Source organism: Streptosporangium sp. NPDC023963, from assembly GCF_040639135.1.
Classification (GTDB): Bacteria; Actinomycetota; Actinomycetes; order Streptosporangiales; family Streptosporangiaceae; genus Streptosporangium.
Genome location: NZ_JBEZZK010000005.1, coordinates 335,142 through 354,860, shown reverse-complemented (window position 1 = coordinate 354,860; position 19,719 = coordinate 335,142). Strand labels below are relative to the sequence as shown.

General features: G+C 70.8%; 16 protein-coding genes. 9 read left to right on the top strand and 7 right to left on the bottom strand.

All coding sequences use genetic code 11. The features are described from left to right. Nucleotides 1-105 precede the first annotated feature (105 nt). Together AB0F88_RS19240 and AB0F88_RS19235 are read right to left on the bottom strand one after the other, a co-directional pair. Nucleotides 106-1,851: an ABC transporter ATP-binding protein gene (locus tag AB0F88_RS19240; protein ID WP_362685240.1), complete on the bottom strand. Its 1,746-nt coding sequence runs from the start codon at nucleotides 1,849-1,851 to the stop codon at nucleotides 106-108. Continuing rightward, nucleotides 1,848-3,539, bottom strand: a complete 1,692-nt coding sequence (locus AB0F88_RS19235) for an ABC transporter ATP-binding protein (RefSeq protein WP_362685237.1) — start codon at nucleotides 3,537-3,539, stop codon at nucleotides 1,848-1,850. Before AB0F88_RS19235 ends, AB0F88_RS19240 begins: the two co-directional genes overlap by 4 nt. 113 nt (nucleotides 3,540-3,652) lie before the next feature. Here AB0F88_RS19235 and AB0F88_RS19230 point away from each other — a divergent pair, with 113 nt between their 5' ends. Continuing rightward, entirely contained in the window at nucleotides 3,653-3,886 is a 234-nt protein-coding gene (locus AB0F88_RS19230) for an RNA polymerase subunit sigma-70 (protein WP_362685234.1), read from the top strand. 2 nt (nucleotides 3,887-3,888) lie between these two features. After that, complete coding sequence (locus AB0F88_RS19225) at nucleotides 3,889-4,449, top strand: Clp protease N-terminal domain-containing protein (RefSeq protein ID WP_362685231.1); 561 nt, start codon at nucleotides 3,889-3,891, stop codon at nucleotides 4,447-4,449. A 211-nt stretch (nucleotides 4,450-4,660) separates the two neighbouring features. Here the strand turns inward: AB0F88_RS19225 and AB0F88_RS19220 are convergent, their stop codons facing one another. From AB0F88_RS19220 to AB0F88_RS19205, 4 genes are all read right to left on the bottom strand, one after another. Further along, complete coding sequence (locus AB0F88_RS19220; protein ID WP_362685228.1) at nucleotides 4,661-5,353, bottom strand: SUMF1/EgtB/PvdO family nonheme iron enzyme; 693 nt, start codon at nucleotides 5,351-5,353, stop codon at nucleotides 4,661-4,663. A gap of 115 nt (nucleotides 5,354-5,468) precedes the next feature. Next, nucleotides 5,469-6,206: a succinate dehydrogenase/fumarate reductase iron-sulfur subunit gene (locus AB0F88_RS19215; protein WP_362685225.1), complete on the bottom strand. Its 738-nt coding sequence runs from the start codon at nucleotides 6,204-6,206 to the stop codon at nucleotides 5,469-5,471. Beyond that, nucleotides 6,203-8,131: a fumarate reductase/succinate dehydrogenase flavoprotein subunit gene (locus AB0F88_RS19210; RefSeq protein ID WP_362685223.1), complete on the bottom strand. Its 1,929-nt coding sequence runs from the start codon at nucleotides 8,129-8,131 to the stop codon at nucleotides 6,203-6,205. Before AB0F88_RS19210 ends, AB0F88_RS19215 begins: the two co-directional genes overlap by 4 nt. Before the next feature lie 106 nt (nucleotides 8,132-8,237). Further along, a complete protein-coding gene (locus AB0F88_RS19205) occupies nucleotides 8,238-9,002 on the bottom strand; it encodes a succinate dehydrogenase cytochrome b subunit (protein WP_362685220.1) in 765 nt (254 codons plus the stop codon). A 356-nt stretch (nucleotides 9,003-9,358) separates the two neighbouring features. Here AB0F88_RS19205 and AB0F88_RS19200 point away from each other — a divergent pair, with 356 nt between their 5' ends. The 7 genes from AB0F88_RS19200 to AB0F88_RS19170 all read left to right on the top strand — a co-directional run bounded on the left by AB0F88_RS19200 (nucleotide 9,359) and on the right by AB0F88_RS19170 (nucleotide 17,911). Next, a complete protein-coding gene (locus AB0F88_RS19200; RefSeq protein WP_362685217.1) occupies nucleotides 9,359-10,291 on the top strand; it encodes a LysR family transcriptional regulator in 933 nt (310 codons plus the stop codon). 406 nt (nucleotides 10,292-10,697) lie between these two features. Then, nucleotides 10,698-11,852, top strand: coding sequence for a SpoIIE family protein phosphatase (locus tag AB0F88_RS19195; protein ID WP_362685214.1), 1,155 nt, complete (start codon nucleotides 10,698-10,700; stop codon nucleotides 11,850-11,852). A 95-nt stretch (nucleotides 11,853-11,947) separates the two neighbouring features. Beyond that, the gene (locus AB0F88_RS19190) at nucleotides 11,948-13,588 is read left to right on the top strand and encodes an ATP-binding protein (protein ID WP_362685211.1); all 1,641 of its coding nucleotides are present in this window, start codon (nucleotides 11,948-11,950) and stop codon (nucleotides 13,586-13,588) included. Continuing rightward, nucleotides 13,581-14,030: a response regulator gene (locus AB0F88_RS19185; RefSeq protein ID WP_362685208.1), complete on the top strand. Its 450-nt coding sequence runs from the start codon at nucleotides 13,581-13,583 to the stop codon at nucleotides 14,028-14,030. Before AB0F88_RS19190 ends, AB0F88_RS19185 begins: the two co-directional genes overlap by 8 nt. A 414-nt stretch (nucleotides 14,031-14,444) precedes the next feature. Then, nucleotides 14,445-15,230, top strand: coding sequence for a hypothetical protein (locus AB0F88_RS19180; RefSeq protein ID WP_362685205.1), 786 nt, complete (start codon nucleotides 14,445-14,447; stop codon nucleotides 15,228-15,230). A gap of 9 nt (nucleotides 15,231-15,239) precedes the next feature. Next, nucleotides 15,240-17,147, top strand: a complete 1,908-nt coding sequence (locus AB0F88_RS19175; RefSeq protein ID WP_362685202.1) for a fumarate reductase/succinate dehydrogenase flavoprotein subunit — start codon at nucleotides 15,240-15,242, stop codon at nucleotides 17,145-17,147. A gap of 2 nt (nucleotides 17,148-17,149) precedes the next feature. Next, entirely contained in the window at nucleotides 17,150-17,911 is a 762-nt protein-coding gene (locus AB0F88_RS19170) for a succinate dehydrogenase/fumarate reductase iron-sulfur subunit (RefSeq protein ID WP_362685199.1), read from the top strand. Between the two features lie 268 nt (nucleotides 17,912-18,179). Here AB0F88_RS19170 and AB0F88_RS19165 read toward each other — a convergent pair whose 3' ends face one another. Then, complete coding sequence (locus AB0F88_RS19165; protein WP_362685196.1) at nucleotides 18,180-19,682, bottom strand: hypothetical protein; 1,503 nt, start codon at nucleotides 19,680-19,682, stop codon at nucleotides 18,180-18,182. Between the last annotated feature and the right edge of the window lie 37 nt (nucleotides 19,683-19,719).

Here is a 19,719-nt window from a genome sequence, read left to right as displayed (position 1 = left end):
TGCCGGTGCGTCAGGAGGGGTCCGACGGTCGCGTCCCACCGCTTCCGAAAGTCTGGCGCGGATCTGTGCCCGCGCGTCCCGGCGAGAGTCACAGGAAACCCGCTCTCACCGGGACGTGCCGTGCCAGCTGCTCCACAGCGCCGCGTACGAGCCCCCCGCCGCGACCAGCTCGTCGTGGGAGCCGAGCTCGCTGATGCGGCCGTCCTCCACCACCGCGACGCGGTCGGCGTCGTGGGCCGTGTAGAGGCGGTGGGCGATGGCGATGACCGTACGGCCGTCGAGGACGGCGGCCAGCGAGCGTTCCAGGTGGCGGGCGGCGCGGGGGTCGATCAGCGAGGTGGCCTCGTCGAGGACGAGGGTGTGCGGGTCGGCCAGGACCAGCCGGGCCAGGGCCAGCTGCTGCGCCTGGGCCGCGGGGACGGGCTCGCCGCCGGAGCCGACGGCCGTGTCGAGCCCCTCGGGCAGGGCCTCGACCCACTCCCAGGCGTTGACGGCCTCCAGCACCTCGCGGACCCGCGCGTCGTCGGCGTCGGGCCGGGCGATGAGCACGTTGTCGCGCACGGTGCCCCGGAAGACGTGGTGCTCCTGGGTCACCAGGGCGACATGGCCGCGCAGGTCCTCCAGGGGCAGCTCGACCAACGGGGTGCCGCCGACCGTGACCGCGCCGGTGCGGGGGCCGTGGACGCCCGCGAGCAGGCGGCCCAGCGTGGACTTGCCGGCTCCTGACGGGCCGACCATGGCCAGCCGCTCGCCCGGTCTGACCGTCAGGTCGATGCCGTGCAGCACGTCGTGGCCCTCGCGGTAGGCGTAGCGGACGTCGTCGGCCCTCAGCTCGCTGCCCTCGGGGGCGGTGGAACCGGTCTCGCGGTCGTCGGGCACCTCGGCGACGCCCAGCAGGCGGGCCATGGAGGCACCGCCGACCTGGAGCTCGTCGATCCACATGAGCAGCCGGTCGAGCGGGTCGATGAGCTGCTGGACGTACAGCGTGGCGGTGGTGACCTGGTCCAGTGAGGCCCAGTCCTGAACGTAGAAGAGGCCGCCGATGACCAGCGTCGCCACGATCGGGATCACGTAACCGAGCTCGACCGACGGGAACCAGACCGTGCGCAGCCTCATCGTGTAGCGCTCGGCCGCCCACGACTCGGCGATGTCGGCGTCGGTGCGCTGATGCCGCCGCCGCTGCAGGCCCAGGGCCTCCACGGCGCGGGCGCCGTTGACCGTCTCGGCCAGGCCGTCGGTCATGTCGGCGTACGCCGCGCTCTCGCGCAAATAGCCGTCCCTGGCCCGCTTGAGATACCAGCGGGTGGAGATCCACAGGAGGGGGACGGCGATCAGCGAGGGCAGCATGAGCAGCGGCCCGACCAGCAGCAGCGCGCCGACGGTGATCACGCAGGTGACCAGCGCGATCAGCGTCTCGGGCACGGCGTGCCGCACGGTGCGCGACAGCGAGTCGACGTCGCGCGAGGTCCGCGAGATCAGGTCGCCGGATCCGGCACGCTCCACCGTGGACAGCGGCAGGCCGAGCACCCGCCCGACGAACTCCTCGCGCAGCTCGGCGAGGACCTTCTCGCCGAGCCTGGAGGAGGCGTAGACGGCGAACCTGACCAGCACCGCCTGGGCGACCACGAAGCCGCCGATGGCGAGCGACACCTGGGTGACATCGACCCCGGAGCCGGTGTGGACGCCCTGGACGAGGCCGCCGAGCAGCCACGGCACCGCCAGGCCCGCGACGGCGGCCAGGGCGTGCAGGAGCAGGGCGACGGTCAGATCGCGGGGGTACTTCAGGGTGAGCCTGCGGGCGTACGCCCGGACCTGCGCCCGGTCGGCGACGGGCAGGATCTGCCTGCTCATGACGCCTCCCCCCGGGTGACGACGGCGGTGTAACCCGGGTGGGCGGCGAGCAGCTCCCGGTGCGTGCCCTCGGCGCGCACGACGCCTCCTTCGACGTAGACGACGTGGTCGGTGCGGTCGAGCACCAGCGGGCTGGTCGTGCAGACCAGCGTGGTCTTGCCGGCGCGGGCCTTGGCCAGCCGGTCGGCGATGCGCGCCTCGCTGTGGGCGTCGACCGCGCTGGTGGGCTCGATGAGGATGAGCACCTCCGGGTCGAGGGTGAGCGCCCTGGCGAGCCGGAGCCGCTGCTGCTGGCCGCCGGAGAACTCCCGGCCCGCCTCCGCGACGCGCCCGTCGAGACCGCCGGGCAGCGCCTCGACGATGTCCTCGGCGCACGCGGCGCTCAGTGCCTGATCGAGCTCCTCGGCCGTGGCCCGGCCGGTGACGTCGAGCTCCTCCCTGAGCACCCCGGCGAACAGCTTGGCGTCGTTGTCGGCGACGAGGATCCGGCGCCGCACCTCGGAGATCGGCAGGGTCTCCAGCGCCACGTCGCCGAAGTCGACGTCGCCCTCGCTGTAGCGGCCGAGCCGGTCGGCGATGGCCGCCGCCTCCTCGGGGGCGGCCGCCGCGACGGCGGTGAGCACGCCGGGGCGCACGGCGACCCCGGAGGCCACGTCGCGCAGCAGGCCGCCCTCGGAGCGGCCGGTGCCGCCCTCCACCTCGGGCCGCAGCGAGAGGATGCGCACCACCCTGCGGGCGGCGACGTGCCCCTTGGTCAGCTTGTCGGCGGCCTCGGTGAGGGTGCGCACGGGGGCGATCAGGAAGGCGGCGTAGCCGTAGAAGGCGACGAGCTGGCCGACGCTGATCTCGCCGCGCGTCGCGAGGGTCGCGCCGAGCCAGATCACGCCGGTGATCAGCAGCCCCGGCAGCAGGACCTGCGCGCCCTCCAGCATGGACTCGACGGAGGCCACCCGCACGCCCGCGTGCCGCACCCGCTGGGACTCGGCGCCGTAACGGTCGGCGAAGACCCGCTCGCCGCCGATGCCGCGCAGCACCCGCAGGCCGGTGACGATGTCGGCGGCGCGGGTGGAGAGGTCGCCCTGCAGGTCGCGGTGGGCGTTCTGGCGGCGGTGCAGCGGCCTGAGCATGGGGGCGACGGCGACCGCCATGAGGGGCAGGCCCACCAGGACCGCCAGGCCCAGCGGCTGCGAGCTGCTCATCAGGATGACGGTCACGACGGCGATGGCGACGATCGCGCCGCTGCCCCGGATCAGGATGTCGACCGCGTTGCCGATGTGGGCGATGTCGGAGTTGCCGACGCTGACCACCTCGCCGGTGGACATGCGCTTGGGCAGGGTCGCGCCCAGCCGGGTCGACTGCCTGACGGTGACCTGGACGGTCCGGTAGGCGGCGGCCAGCCAGTTGTAGACGGCCATCCGGTGGCGCAGGACGCCCGTGACGGCCTGCGCGACTCCCAGGGCGAGCACCACCCCGCCCCAGGTCGTCAGGGACGGCACGTCCCTGGCCCTGATGGCGTCGATCCCCTCGCCCATGGCGTACGGCACGAGCGCCATCGCGAGCCACCACAGGACGGCGTAGACGATGCCGAGAAGCAGCGGGCCCCCCTGCATGCGGGCCACCCACCGCAGGTATCTGATCGGGCTGCGGGCGTCGGGAACGCCGGGATCGGCGGCGGGTAAGGAGCGCATAGCCCTGCAAGGGTTACAAACTCCGCGCTGACCAGGCAAATCATTTTCGATCCTCGGGCGTGTCGTCGTCAATCAGGGTTGACAAAAGGCTCGCGTCAACTTAGATTGACACCATGAGTGATACGGCGCAACTGGCATCCGACGCCGGTAGCCGCGATCCCGCCGTGGGCCTGCGAGCCGTGCGGGCACTGCGGACGCTGGTCGACCGGCTGGAGGCCCTGCAGGTGGAGAACGCACGGGACCAGGGCTGGTCCTGGCAGGAGATCGCGCACTGTCTGGAAGTGACCCGGCAGGCGGTGCACAAGAAGTACGCGGGTGGCCGAGGTTTGCTGAGACGGGAGAGATAGCGATGTTCGAACGGTTCCACCGCGAGGCCCGCCAGGCGGTGACCCTCGCACAGGAGAACGCCCGCAGGCTGCGGCACGACGTCATCGGCACCGAGCACATCCTGCTCGGCCTGCTCGACCAGCCGGAAAGTCTCTCCGCCCGGGTGCTGGGCCGTCACGGCCTCGACCACGACGGCGCCTACCGGTCGGTCGTCCGCCTCACCCCGCAGAAGCCGGGCGACGCGCTCGACGCCGAGGCGCTGGAGTCGATCGGCATCGACCTGTCGGCGATCAGGGAGAAGGTGGAGGCGGCCTTCGGGCCGGGCGCCCTGGACCGCAGGCCCGGCACCGATCGGCGGGGCCGCGTGTTCGGCGGCTTCCACGTCCCCTTCAGCCCCCGGGCGAAGAAGACCCTGGAGCTGTCCCTGCGCGAGGCCATCAGCCTCAAGCACAACTACATCGGCGACGGCCACATCCTCCTGGGCATCCTGCGCGAGGGGCAGGGTCTGGGCAGCAAGGTGCTGGCCGACGCGGGCCTCGACGCCGCGAGGCTGCGACAGGAGATCGTCGCCGAGCTCGGCTAGCCGTGAGTGCCGTGCCAGGCCGTGCGTGCCGTGCCGGACCGAGCCACCGGTCCCGAGCGGTCGGGTACGCGGCCGGCGAGTGGGCGCGTACCCGTTCCCCGCTCGCCGCCCCCGCTCAGCGCGATCGGGCGTTCGGCGCTCAGCGCGATCGGGCGTTCGGCGCTCAGCGCGATCGGGCGTTCGGCGCTCAGCGCGATCGGGCGTTCGGCGCTCAGCGCGATCGGGCGAGGCGGAACCCGAGGTCGTCGACGCGGAAGGTCGGGTGGCTCTTGCGGCGGCACGACGCCCGGCATCCCCGGGGGAGGTCGTACGCGCCTCCGCCGCGGAACACGCGGTACGGGCCGTAGACCTCGGGGTCGTAGACGTCCCAGCACCACTCCCACACGTTGCCGATCATGTCGTGGAGGCCCCACGCGTTCGGCGCCCTGGTCGCGACGTCGCGCACCTCGCCGCCGGAGTTCCCCCGGTGCCAGGCGATGTCGTCCAGCTCCCCGTAGCGGACGCCGGAGGTCCCGGCCCTGCACGCGTACTCCCACTCGGCCTCGGAGGGGAGGCGATAGCCGTCGGCCCCCCGGTCGCAGACCACGTCCTGCCCGTCGCGGTCGTCGCCCGTCGAGTAACAGGGGTCGAGCCCCGCCGCCCGGGAGAGGAGGTTGCAGAACCGGACCGCCTCCATCCAGGAGACCTCGGTCACCGGCGTCCGGGGACCCGCCGGGCTCGCGGGCACCTCGCCCAGGACGGCGCGGTACAGCTCGCGGGTCACGGGATGCGGTGCCAGCCGGAAGTCCTCGATCTCGGCCTTCCAGATCCTCTTCGTCCCCTCGTCCCGCAGGAAGATCCTCCCCGCGGGGACCTCGACCATGCGCTCGGCGACCGCCTGGGGCGACGTCGGTTCGGGGCTCATCGCGGGTTCTCTCCTCTGCGATCGGTTCGTGCCGGCGGCGGGCCGGGGCGGCCCCGATCCGGAACGGGAAACGGGAGCCGCCCCCCGACAGGGGCGACTCCCGTCTCCGGGGAACCTACTTGGCGGCGCGCAGGTAGTCGCGGTTCATCTGGGCGATGGTGTCCAGCGGGATGCCCTTGGGACAGACCGCCGTGCACTCGCCGGTGTTGGTACAGCCGCCGAAGCCCTCCGCGTCCATCTGCTCGACCATGGCCTTGGCGCGGGAGTCGCGCTCGGGCTGGCCCTGCGGCAGCAGACCCAGGTGAGTGATCTTGGCGGCGGTGAAGAGGGAGGCCGAGCCGTTCGGGCAGGCGGCGACGCAGGCGCCGCAGCCGATGCAGGTGGCCGCGTCGAACGCCGAGTCGGCGTCGACCTTCTTCACCGGGACGCTGTGCGCGTCGGGGGCCGATCCCGCCGGGACGGAGACGAAGCCGCCCGCCTGGATGATGCGGTCGAACGCCGAGCGGTCCACGACCAGGTCCTTCACCACCGGGAAGGGCGCGGCGCGCCACGGCTCGATGGTGATGACCGCGTTGTCCTCGAAGTGCCGCATGTGCAGCTGGCAGGTGGTGGTCGCCACCTGCTCGCCGTGCGCGACACCGTTGATGACCATGCCGCACATGCCGCAGATGCCCTCGCGGCAGTCGTGGTCGAAGGCGACCGGGTCGTCGCCCTCCAGGATGAGCCGCTCGTTGAGGACGTCGAGCATCTCCAGGAAGGACATGTCCGGGGACACGTCCTCGACCCGGTAGGTGACCATGCGGCCCTTGTCCTCGGGGCCCCGCTGCCGCCAGACCTTGAGAGTGAGATTCACTTGTAACTCCGCTGGCTCATCTTGACGTACTCGTAGTCGAGATCTTCCTTGTGCAGGATCGGGCCCTGCTCCCCGTACTCCCAGGCGGCGACGTAGGCGAAGTGCTCGTCGTCGCGCAGGGCCTCGCCGTCGGCGTCCTGCGACTCGGCGCGGAAGTGGCCGCCGCACGACTCGGTGCGGTGCAGCGCGTCGATGCACATCAGCTCAGCCAGGTCGAAGAAGTCGGCCACCCGCCCGGCCCGCTCCAGCGCCTGGTTGAGCTCCCCGGCCTCGCCGGAGACCTTCACGTTCCTCCAGAACTCCTCGCGCAGCTCGGGGATCCGCTCCAGGGCCTTGCGCAGCGACTCCTCGGTGCGCTCCATGCCGCAGTGGTCCCACATGAGCTTGCCCAGCTCGCGGTGGTAGGAGTCCGCGGTGCGGTCCCCGTCGTTCGACAGCAGCCTGGCGATCTTCTCGCGCACCGCCACCTCGGCCTCGGCCGCGGCCTCCTCGTCGACCTCGCCGTACGGGCCGTTCGCGAGGTAGTCGCCGATCGTGGTCGGCAGCACGAAGTAGCCGTCGGCCAGGCCCTGCATCAGCGCGGACGCGCCGAGGCGGTTGGCGCCGTGGTCGGAGAAGTTGGCCTCGCCGATCACGAACAGGCCGGGGATCGTGGACTGCAGGTCGTAGTCCACCCACAGGCCGCCCATCGTGTAGTGGACGGCCGGGTAGATGCGCATCGGCTGGGCGTAGGGGTCCTCGCCGGTGATGCGCTCGTACATCTCGAAGAGGTTGCCGTACTTCTTCTCCACCGCGTCGCGGCCCAGGCGGCGGATCGCGTCGGCGAAGTCGAGGTAGACGCCCAGGCCGCCGGGGCCGACGCCGCGGCCCTCGTCGCAGACGTTCTTGGCGGCGCGGGAGGCGATGTCGCGCGGGACCAGGTTGCCGAACGCCGGGTAGATGCGCTCCAGGTAGTAGTCGCGCTCCTCCTCGGGGATCTCCGAGGCCGGGCGGGTGTCGCCCCGCTCGAGCGGCACCCACACGCGGCCGTCGTTGCGCAGCGACTCCGACATCAGGGTCAGCTTCGACTGGTAGTCGCCGCTGACCGGGATGCAGGTCGGGTGGATCTGGGTGTAGCAGGGGTTGGCGAACATCGCGCCGCGCCGGTGCGCCCGCCAGATCGCCGTGGTGTTGCAGCCCTTGGCGTTGGTCGACAGGAAGAACACGTTGCCGTACCCGCCGCTGGCCAGCACGACCGCGTCGGCCAGGTGCCGCTCGATCTCGCCGGTGACCATGTCGCGGACGATGACGCCGCGCGCCCGGCCGTCGGAGACGATCAGGTCGAGCATCTCGTGACGGGTGTGCATCTCGACGGTCCCGGCCGCGATCTGCCGCTCCAGCGCCTGGTACGCGCCGAGCAGCAACTGCTGGCCCGTCTGGCCCCTGGCGTAGAAGGTGCGGGAGACCTGCGCGCCGCCGAAGGAGCGGGTGTCGAGCAGGCCGCCGTACTCGCGGGCGAACGGCACGCCCTGGGCCACGGCCTGGTCGATGATGTTCACGCTGACCTGGGCGAGCCGGTAGACGTTGGACTCGCGGGCGCGGAAGTCGCCGCCCTTGACCGTGTCGTAGAACAGCCGGTAGATCGAGTCGCCGTCGCCCCGGTAGTTCTTGGCCGCGTTGATGCCGCCCTGGGCCGCGATGGAGTGCGCGCGCCGGGGCGTGTCCTGGTAGCAGAAGGACTTGACGTTGTAGCCCAGCTCACCGAGGGTCGCGGCGGCCGAGCCGCCCGCCAGCCCCGTGCCCACGACGATGACGTTGAGCTTGCGCTTGTTGGCCGGGTTGACCAGCTTGGCGCCGAACTTGCGCTTCTCCCAGCGGTCCTCGATCGGGCCGTCGGGGGCCTTGGTGTCGCGGATCGGCGCGCCCTCTGTGTATCCCGTGGTCATGCCCCGCTCACCGCTCCTCGCTCGCCATGCGGAAGATCCGCTTCTCGTCCGCCGTACGGGAGGTCCGCTCCTCGTACGCCGTCGTGCCCGTCACCCCGGGCCCCGCTCACTTGATCACTCCGATGACGACCGCGACCGGGACCGCGAGGAAGCCGGCGACCAGCAGTGCCGACAGGCCCGTGGCGGCGGCCCTCAGCGAGCGGTAGCTGCGGCGGCCCGCCAGGCCGAGCGTCTGGAAGGCGCTCCACAGGCCGTGGCGCAGGTGCAGGCCGACCATGACGACCGCGAGCACGTAGAACAGGGTGATCCACCAGCGGGACGGCGCGAAGCCCTCGACCAGGCGCTCGTACGGGGTGGAGCCCACGCCCGCTGGGTTGGCCACGCCGAACGTCAGGTCCAGCAGGTGGTAGACCACGAACAGCACGATGACGACGCCGCCGTAGCGCATGGTGTGGACCGCGTAGCCGCTCGCCCGGGACTTGCGCCTGGCCGCGTACCTGACCGGACGGGCCTTGCGCGCCCGCCGGGCCAGGGAGATCGCCGACCACATGTGCAGCCCGACCGTGACGACCAGTCCGATCTCGATGGCGGTCAGCAGGGTGCGGTACGGGAGGATCGGCTCGCCCACGGTCCGCAGGAAGGCCGCGTAGGAGTTGAAGGACTCGGCGCCGAAGAAGCTCTTGAGGTTTCCGACCATGTGGCCGACAAGGAAGAGCACCATCAAGGCGCCCGTGACGGCCATCACGGCCTTCTTGCCGTTGGAGGAGCGGAGGAAGCCGCCCCGCCGCCTGGGCGGAGCCGGCTTGGCTGGGGCGTCCGCCGGGGGTTTCACCGACGCGGTGGCGGATCCGCGCTCAATCGTGGCAGTCACGCTCGTCACGCTAGGTAGGAGGGTTTACCGGCGTCCAAGTCATCGTGGATGTGGTTTCCATAGCCTGTGGCTATTAACTCTGCTTTCCTGCGGCTTCCAGGCCCATGGCCCCGCTGCGGTGCGAGCAATCTCACAACTTCCTCGCCAAAGCCTCACATCGTCTCGCACGCCACCGCCCGTCCCGGATCCGAGACCGCGGGGCCCGTGCGCTATGGGTCCCGCGTCCGGGACCCCAGGCGCTCAAGGTCCCCGGCGGATCCTCGACGCCCAGGGCCTCACCCGCCCGGCGACTCGCACCCCCGGCGACGCGCATACCAGGGGAGCCGTACGCGGAGGAGCCCCTACGCTAGGGAAACGTGCAGCTCCAGCAACTCGCCTACTTCGTGGCGGTCGCCGAGGCCCGGCACTTCACCCAGGCCGCCGAGGGGATGCGCGTCGCCCAGCCTTCGCTGAGCAAGCAGATCAAGGCCCTGGAGGCCGAGCTCGGCGCGCCGCTGTTCAGCCGCGCCCGGGGGAACGTCACGCTGACCCCGGCGGGTGAGGCGCTGCTGCCGCTGGCCCGCAGGATGCTGGCCGACGCCGAGACCGCCAGGAGCGAGGTCGGCGAGCTCGCGGGACTGCGCCGGGGACGGGTCCGGCTGGGCGCGACCCCCTCGCTCTGCGCCGGGCTGCTCGCCGACGCGCTGGCCAGGTTCCACCACGCCTACCCCGGCATCGAGCTGTTCGTGGAGGAGGGCGGCTCTCGCGACCTGGTCCGCACCCTCGCCCGCGGCCAGCTCGACCTGGCGCTGATCATCATGCCGCTGCACAGCGACGACCCCTCCCTCGTCACCGAGGAGATCCTGCGGGAGAACCTCGTCGTCGCCTCCCCCTCGAACGATCACCCCCGCCGGCCGTACGTGCGCATCGAGGAGCTGCGGCGGCGGCCGATGGTGATGTTCAGGCGCGGGTACGACCTGCGGGAGGCGACGCTCAGCGCCTGCAGGCAGGCCGGGTTCGAGCCCAGGTTCGCGGTGGAGGGCGGCGAGATGGACGCCGTGCTGCGCTTCGTGGAGGCCGGGCTGGGCATCGCGCTGGTGCCCTCGATGGTGCTGGACGGCCGCCCGGGACTGTCCGGGACGCCGCTGGCGCCCCCCGGGCTGCGCCGCACCATAGCCATCGCGCACCGCAAGGACGTCGAGCCCACCCGCGCCGCGCAGGCCTTCCGCTCGACCCTGCTCCTCTTCCTCACCGAGGCCGCCCGCGACGGCAGCCTCCCCCAGGGACTCGATCTGATCACCGAGAGCTGACCACCGAGAACCGGCCACCGGCCACCGGTCGTCGATCGTCGAGGACTGGTCGCCGAGGGCCGGCCCCCGTCCGGCGGATCCGCTCCGGAAACCGTCACCTCGGCACGCGGCGCGGTCGCTCGTCGCGTGTGACGGCGGGGATTTCGTCGCGTGTGACGGCGGGGGTTTTCTTCGCGTGTTACGGCGGGGGTTTGCGGGCCGTCCGGCCGGGCAGCGGCCATGGATGCCCGGCGACCGGGGGGTGCTCGACGGGTGCTCGACGGCCGCTGCGGCGCGTTCCTGACGTGCGGCAGGTCACGATATCGGTCGCGTGGATCACGGGAACTGATCAACACCCTCTAAGTCCCGGTGTCACACTATTCTACGTAGCGTCGACAGGTTCTCCCGATCTCACGAAGAGGCGTCAGTGACCGCCCCCGCCAATGAAACGCTCACACTCCTCCTCATCGAGGACGACGCGGGCGACGCCTTCCTCGTGGAGGAACTGCTCAGCGAGGCGGACAACCCACCCAAGATCATTTGGGTGCGCAGCATGGCCGAGAGCCGGGAGCGCCTCACCGAGGACGTGCGGTGCGTGCTCGTCGACCTCTCCCTGCCCGACGCGACCGGCCTCGAGGCGCTGGAGCAGGTGCTGTCGATGGCTCCGCACGCCGCCGTGCTCGTGCTGACCGGCCTGAACGACACCCACGTCGGCGTGGAGGCCGTCGCCGCCGGCGCCCAGGACTTCCTGGTCAAACAGGACGTGGAGGCCCGCCTGCTGGCGCGGGCGATCCGCTACTCGATAGAGCGCAAGCGCGCCGACCTGGCCCAGCGCAAGCTGGTCGAGGCCGAGCTGCTCACCAAGGAGAACTCCCGCCTCGAACGCGGGCTCCTGCCGGTCCCGCTGCTGGCCCCCGGGGTCCTGGACCACCAGGCCCGCTACCTGCCGGGGCGCAGGCGCGCCCTTCTGGCCGGTGACTTCTGGGACACCGTGCAGAGCCCCGACGGCGCCATCCACGTGGTGGTCGGCGACGTGTGCGGGCACGGCCCCGACGAGGCCGCGCTGGGTGTCGCGCTCAGGATCGCCTGGCGGACCCTGGTCCTGGCCGGGCACACCGGCAACGAGCTGCTCGGCACCCTGGAGTCGGTGCTCCGCCTGGAGCGCAAGTCCGCGGAGATCTTCACTACTTTGTGCATCGCCACGATCGACCCCACGCTCGACCGGGCGCGGATGCACGTGGTCGGCCACCCGCCGCCGCTGCTGATCCGCGACGGCGTGATCGGCGTGGTGCCCGGCACCCCCTCGGGGCCCCCGCTGGGAATCTTCCAGGACGTCGAGTGGACGGCGATCGACGTTCCGCTCGGCGACGACTGGTCGCTGCTGCTCTACACCGACGGCCTGATCGAGGCCACCGTGGGCGGCGGGCCCGACCTGCTCGGCACCGAGGGCCTGCTCAGGCTCGTCCAGGAGCAGGGCGGGATCGAGCTCGACCGGCTCATCGAACGCGTCATAGAGCTGAACCGCGACGCGCTCAGCGACGACCTGGCGACCGTGCTCATCTCCCGAAACGGAAAACGATGACCGGCCGTCCGGACCTTTCGGAGCGTCCGGATCGCGGCCCCAGTCCTCGCCCCCTGCCCGCGTTCACCCCCGCGAAGGGGTTCGGGAACCTTCCGGTGGGACGCTGGTTCACGCTCGCCGGGGTGGGCATCGCGCTGGTCTTCATGGTCTCCGCCGTCGTCACGATCAAGTCGATCGAGGAGACGCGAGAGGCCAGGGAGACGCTGGTCGACGTCGTCGACCCGGCGGCGCTGCGGCTTCTGGAGATCTCCAACGCGATGACCTCGCAGGAGAGCTCGGTGCGGGCGTACGGCAGGACCAACGAGGAAGTCTCCCTGCAGGAATACCGGAACGCGATCGCCGCGGAGAAGACCTCGCTGGACACGCTCATCACGCTGCTCCCCCGGATGCCGGAGCGGCAGGCGGTCACCGCCGAGGTGATCCGGCTGAAGGCGACGGGAGAGGCCTGGCGGCGCGACTACGCGGAGAAGGTCATCGCCGCCGTACCGACCCTGAAGACCGACGCCGCCCGGCAGAACGCCCCCATCAACGCCACCCGGTTCAACGAGGTCCGCCAGTCCCTCTCCGGCCTCCAGAGCCACCTGAACCGGCTGCACGAGGTCGGCGTCGTCCGGCTCGACCGCGGCTGGCAGGCCTTCTACGTCGCGCTCATCGGGGTGGCCTCGGCGCTCGTCGTGGCCGGGATCGCCGCGGTGCTCATCGTGCGGCACGCGGTGCTCCGCCCGCTGGCCGAGCTGAACCAGCAGGTCCGCGCGGTCGCCCAGGGCGATTTCGACCACAAGCTCAGGGTGGATCGCCCGGCCGAGCTGTCCGAGCTGTCGGGCCATGTCGACGCGATGCGCCGCCGCATCCTCGCCGAGTGGCGCCGGTCCTCGGAGACGCGGCGCAAGCTGGAGGACCAGGCGGCGGAGCTGAAGCGCTCCAACGGCGAGCTCGAGCAGTTCGCCTACGTGGCCAGCCACGACCTGCAGGAGCCGCTGCGCAAGGTGGCCAGTTTCACCCAGATGCTCGAGCAGCGCTACGGCGACCAGCTCGACGAGCGCGCCAAGCAGTACATCGCCTTCTCCGTCGACGGCGCCAAGCGCATGCAGATGCTGATCAACGACCTGCTCGACTTCTCCCGGGTCGGCAGGATGGGCGGCGAGCGCACCAGGATCGACGCCACCGTGCCGTTCAAGGCCGCGCTGAACAACCTCGGCGCCACCATCGAGGACGCCGGGGCGACGGTGACCCACGACGAGCTGCCCGAGGTGCACGGCAACCGGGCGCAGCTGACCCAGCTGTTCCAGAACCTCATCGGCAACGCGATCAAGTTCCACTCGCAGGAACCACCGGTGATCCACATCGGGGTGCGGCGCGACGGGGACATGTGGGAGTTCTCCTGCACCGACAACGGCATCGGCATCGACAGCAAATACACTGACCGCATCTTCCTCATCTTCCAGCGCCTGCACGGCCGGGACGTGTACGCGGGCACGGGCATCGGGCTGGCGTTGTGCAAGAAGATCGTCGAATACCACGGCGGCCGCATCTGGGTGGACACCGGGGACGCCGGAGGCGGCGGGACCGCCGAGAGCGCCGAAGGCGCCGGCACCACCGAGAACACCGAGAACGCCGAGAGCACCGAGAGCACCGCGATCACCGAAAAGACCGAGAACAGCGAGAACGTCGGGAAAACCGCCACGCCGGGCACGACCTTCCGCTGGACCCTTCCCACAGGAGACATGGATGAATGACCTGCGCTGGATCGACGTGCTCCTGGTCGAGGACGACCCGGGCGACGTCCTGCTGACGCGGGAGGCCTTCGAGCTCAACAAGGTCCGCAACAAGCTGCACGTGGTCAACGACGGCGAGCAGGCCATGGCCTTCCTGCGCAAGGAGGGCGACTACGCCGACGCGCCCCGGCCCGACCTGATCCTGCTCGACCTCAACCTGCCCCGCAAGGACGGCCGGGAGGTGCTCCAGGACATCAAGGCCGACGAGAAGCTCCGCGGGATCCCGGTGGTGGTGCTGACCACGTCGGAGTCCGAGGAGGACATCCTGCGCAGCTACAACCTGCACGCCAACGCCTATGTTTCCAAGCCGGTCGACTTCGACCAGTTCATCAGCGTGGTCCGGCGGATCGACGACTTCTTCGTGACCGTCGTCAAGCTGCCCAACTCCAGCCAGCACTACTGACGGCCCGCCGGGGCACGGGCGACGGGCGAACCCGCCGAAGCACGGACGACGGGCGAGCTCCCCAGGACACGGGCGACGGGCGAGCCCGCCGGGGCGCGGGCGGGGGGCGAGAACAGGGGTCGCTCATCCGCCACAGCCGCCTCCACAACCTCCCGAGACCTCCCTGTGATCGTCCACCTCGTGAGACGTCGCAGGCGAGGGGCTCCTGCCAGGCGAACGTGACAGGAATCACACCGGGTCGGTGAAATTGTGAGAGACCCCTTACACACAACCCCTGGGCTCCGTCGTAACGTATCCCCCACCAACATGCGCGCGCACGTGTGAGCCGGCGCGACGATGGCCCGGACGCGCGGCACAACTGAAACAACCCGGACCCCTGGGCGAGCGGGGTCCGCGGGAGGTGGAGAGGTCTCGATGACCCAGACAACGGCCGAGAGCCCGGCCAGAAGGCAACGTGCGCAGATCAAGGAGCGCACTCTGCGGACCGACCAGTGGTGGCGCTATCCGCTGGTCACTTTCATCATTTTCACGGCATTCCTCGTCTACGCCACGTGGGCGATCTTTGATACAAAATACTTCGTATCGCCGTATCACGCGCCGTTCGCGTCGCCCTGTCTGGCGACGAGCTGTCCGCCGGACGCGCGGCTGTTCGGCCTCGCCCCCTTCGGCGACTGGTACACCCTGCCTCCCGGCCTGCTGATCCTCGGCCTTCCCGCGGGGTTCCGCTTCACCTGCTACTACTACCGCAAGGCCTACTACCGGGGGTTCTGGCTCTCGCCCCCGGCCTGCGGGGTGAACGAGCCGCACAAGAAGTACTCCGGCGAGTCGCGGTTCCCGCTGATCCTGCAGAACATCCACCGCTACTTCTTCTACGCGGCGATCGTCGTCGGCCTCGTCCTCGCGTACGACGCGGTGAAGGCCCTCATCGAGAAGCCGGCCGGTCTGGGCACCTGGATCCTGATCGTCAACGCGGTCCTGATCAACCTGTACACGCTGTCGTGCCACTCCTGCCGGCACATCACGGCCGGGCGCCTGAACCACTTCTCCAAGCACCCGATCCGCTACCGGGCCTGGGGATTCGTCTCCAAGCTCAACGCCAGGCACTCGCAGCTCGCGCTGATCTCCATGTTCTCCGTCATGGGCGCCGACCTGTACGTGCGCCTGGTCGCCAAGGGCATCATCGCCTTCTCGTTCGCATAAGGATCTCCTGTGGAAATCGAGCGTCACGAATACGACGTCGTCGTCATCGGCGCCGGCGGTGCGGGTCTGCGGGCGGCCATCGAGGCCCGCCAGCAGGGCAAGCGGACGGCGATCGTCTGCAAGTCGCTGTTCGGCAAGGCGCACACGGTCATGGCCGAGGGCGGCGCGGCCGCCGCCATGGGCAACGTCAACAGCGACGACAACTGGATGGTGCACTTCCGCGACACCATGCGCGGCGGCAAGTTCCTCAACAACTGGAGGATGGCCGAGCTGCACGCCAAGGAGGCTCCGGACCGGGTCTGGGAGCTGGAGGCGTGGGGCGCGCTGTTCGACCGCACCAAGGACGGCAAGATCAGCCAGCGCAACTTCGGCGGGCACGAGTACCCGCGGCTGGCCCACGTCGGCGACCGCACCGGCCTGGAGCTGATCCGCACCCTGCAGCAGCGGGTGGTCGCGCTCCAGCAGGAGGACGAGAGGCTCCACGGCGACGCCGAGGCGTACATCAAGGTCTTCCAGGAGTGCACGGTGACCCGCCTGCTCAAGGAGACGGGTCCCGGCGGGAGCGGCGCGATCTCCGGGGCCTTCGGCTACTGGCGGGAGAACGGCAAGCTCATCCTGTTCGACGCCCCCGCGATCGTGCTGGCCACCGGCGGCATCGGCAAGTCGTACGTGGTCACGTCCAACTCGTGGGAGTACACCGGCGACGGCCACGCGCTGGCCCTGCTGGCCGGCGCGAAGCTGATCAACATGGAGTTCATCCAGTTCCATCCCACCGGGATGGTCTGGCCGCCCTCGGTGCGGGGCATCCTCGTCACCGAGTCCGTCCGGGGCGACGGCGGGGTGCTGAGAAACTCCGAGGGCAAGCGCTTCATGTTCGACTACATCCCCGAGGTGTTCAAGGACAAGTACGCCACCAGCGAGGAGGAGGGCGACCGCTGGTACACCGACCAGGCCAACAACCGCCGCCCTCCGGAGCTGCTCCCCCGCGACGAGGTCGCGCGGGCCATCAACTCCGAGGTGAAGGCCGGCCGCGGATCGCCCCAGGGCGGCGTCTACCTGGACGTCTCCACCCGCCTACCCGCCGCGGAGATCATCAAGCGGCTGCCGTCGATGCACCACCAGTTCAAGGAGCTGGCCGACGTCGACATCACCAAGGAGGCCATGCAGGTCGGCCCGACCTGCCACTACATCATGGGCGGCGTCGAGGTCGACGCCGACACCGGCGCGGCGGACGTGCCCGGCCTGTTCGCGGCCGGTGAGGTCTCCGGCGGCATGCACGGCTCCAACCGGCTGGGCGGCAACTCGCTGTCCGACCTGCTGGTGTTCGGCCGCCGAGCGGGCGCTGGAGCGGCCTCGTACGTGGACGGTCTGGCGGCCCGGCCGAAGATCTCCGAGGAGGCCGTGGCCGAGGCGAGCGCGGAGGCGCTGGCCCCGCTGGAGCGCGCGGGCGAGAACCCGTACGAGGTCCACCACGAGCTGCAGCGGACGATGAACGAGCTGGTCGGCATCATCCGCAAGGCCGAGGAGGTCTCCGAGGCGCTGGAGGCGGTGGAGAAGCTCAAGGAGCGGGCCCAGGGCGTCGGCGCGGCCGGCAGCCGCATCTACAACCCGGGCTGGCACCTCGCCCTCGACCTGCGCAACATGCTCCTGGTCTCGGAGTGCGTGGCGAAGGCGGCGCTGCTGCGCCAGGAGAGCCGTGGCGGTCACACGCGCGACGACTTCCCCGGCATGTCGTCCGAGTGGCGGACCAAGATCCTGCGCTGCGGTCTCACCCCGGACGGCTCCGGCGTCACGGTGCAGGAGCAGGTGCAGCAGCCGATGCGGGACGACCTCATCAAGCTCTTCGACCGCGACGAGCTGAAGAAGTACATCACCGAGGAAGAGCTGGCCGCCTTTGACGCGCTGGCCAAGGAGTAACCATGAGTTACAAGGCGAAGTTCCGCGTGTGGCGGGGCGAGGGCGGCGAGGGCAAGCTCGAGGACTTCACGGTCGAGGTGAACGAGGGCGAGGTCGTCCTCGACATCATCCACAGGCTCCAGGCCACCCAGGCCCCCGACCTGGCCGTCCGCTGGAACTGCAAGGCCGGCAAGTGCGGCTCGTGCTCGATGGAGATCAACGGCAGGCCGAAGCTCGGGTGCATGACCCGGATGTCCACCTTCACCGAGGAGGAGACGATCACCGTGACGCCCATGCGGACGTTCCCGGTGATCAAGGACCTGGTCACGGACGTGTCGTTCAACTACCAGAAGGCCAGGGAGATCCCGTCCTTCACCCCTCCGGCCGACGTGAAGCCGGGCGAGTTCCGCATGCAGCAGATCGACGTCGAGCGGTCCCAGGAGTTCCGCAAGTGCATCGAGTGCTTCATGTGCAACAACGTCTGTCACGTCATCCGTGACCACGAGGAGAACAAGACCAACTTCGCCGGTCCGCGCTTCCTGATGCGGATCGCCGAGCTGGACATGCACCCGTACGACGTGGCCGACCGCAAGGACTCCGCCCAGGAGGAGCACGGTCTCGGCTACTGCAACATCACCAAGTGCTGCACCGAGGTCTGCCCCGAGCACATCAAGATCACTGACAACGCGCTGATCCCCATGAAGGAGCGCGTCGTCGACCGCAAGTACGACCCGCTGGTCTGGCTGGGCAACAAGATCTTCAAGCGTTCCGGCTCGAAGACCTGACCCTCCCCACCGCTCACGACGGCGCCGTCTCCGGATTCTCCCGGGGGCGGCGCCGTCGTGTTACCCCGTTGTTTCCTCGCGCCGCCGTTCTCCCGCGCCGCCGTTCTCGGTCATGCGGCAGCCGCCGTGTCCGCTTCCGCATGAACCGCGTCGGCACAGGCCGTCGCTCTTCTCCGGCGTGACGTCGTTCCTCTTACCCCGGCCGCGCCGCTGGGCCCGCTCCGTCCACGACCGGGCCGCAGGGGACAACGGTCAGGATCGTCCGGGATCAGGTGGAACGGCGGAAGAGGCCGCGCTTCTTCTTGCCGGTGTCCTGGCCGGGGAGAGGATAGACCGCCGTCGGGGTCGGCTCGGCGGGAGGCCGCTCGTCACCGGCGGGCCGGTCGCCGGGACCCGTCTCAGCGGGGCCCTGGGCGGGGCCGCCCCGCGGCTCGGGCCCGAAGGGCTTGGCCGTCTCCCCCGCGGGACGCTCCGGCCCGCTCCGGTCGCCCTGCGGTTCCCCGCCGGACGGCGTGAAGCCGTCCCGGGGACCGCCGGGGAGGGGCCGGCCCGTTGAGGGACCCTGACCGGAGACGTCCTGGGGAACGGGAGCGGGACCGGTGCCGAACGGCCGGAAGTCGTCTCGCGGACCGTCGGCTGCCAGATCGCCCCGGGCGGGCTCCTGCGGGAACGGCGCCCCGGGGAACTCCGGCGCCCCCTGCGGGAGGCGCCCCTCGCCGGAGTCGAACCGCGAGGTGCTCTGGAAGGCGGCCGGTGAGCCGTCCTGGGCCGTCGGGCCGTAGGACGCCTGCGCGGGCCTCCCCGGCTGCACGTGACCGGTCTGCGGGTCGTACGGGTCGTGCAAGTCGTGCGAGTCGCTGTGGCCGGCGACCGGCTGCTGCTCGTAACCGGGCGCGGGCAGGTACGCCGTCGTCTGGTCGTACCCGTGGGGGTACCGCTCGGGGGTGTAGCCCTCCGGATAGACCGGGGCGTACATCTGCATGGGCACGAAGCTGATGATCGGCGCGTAGGCCGTGCCGCCCTGGTAGGGGCCGGGACCGTAGCCGGGGCCGCCGGGGTAGGCCATCGGCTCCATCGGATCGCGGCCCATCCCGCGCGGACCGGCCCGGCGGATGGCCGCGGCGTGCGCCAGGCGGCGCAGCCTGCCCTCGAAGATCAGGACGGCGAACAGCACCAGCAGCACCAGGATCAGCGCCGGGATGCCGAGCTGGCGGCTCAGCGTGGCCCCGTCGAACTCCGAACCCGCGTTGCGGATCTCGTACACGGAGGTGCCCGCGGCGCTCTCGTCGAGCGTCGCGGTGTCGGACGGCGTAGGCGAGGCGGTGGGAAGCGGGGTCGGCTCGGGGTTGGTCGGCGGGAACTGGGGGTCGTTGTTCTCCGGCGAAGCGGTATCGGCGGGCGGAGTCACCGGAGGCATGGTGTTCTGGACCGGCGGCGGCTGCACGGCCGTCTCCTGCGGGGGCGGCGGCGGGGCCGAGGACGTCTTGGGAGGCTTGGGGGGCTTCGGCGACGCCGGGACGGTGATCGTGGTGGTCACGGTCTTCTGCGGTACCGCGGTCTCCTCGGGGACGCCGCCCTGGGGATCCTCGGTGACCGTGACGGTGACGATCGGCGTGGGCTCCTCGCAGGGTCCGGCCGGATCGACGTCACAGCCCTCGATCTGCGACGGGTCCGGGTTGACGCTCATCACCCTGACGGTCGCGCCGGCCGCGGAGGATCCGGTGAGCGGCGCCAGGGCGAGCAGGACGGCGCCGCTGAGTCCCACGGACATCACAACGGCGGAGACAGCTGCCCTGTGCCGTGCTCGC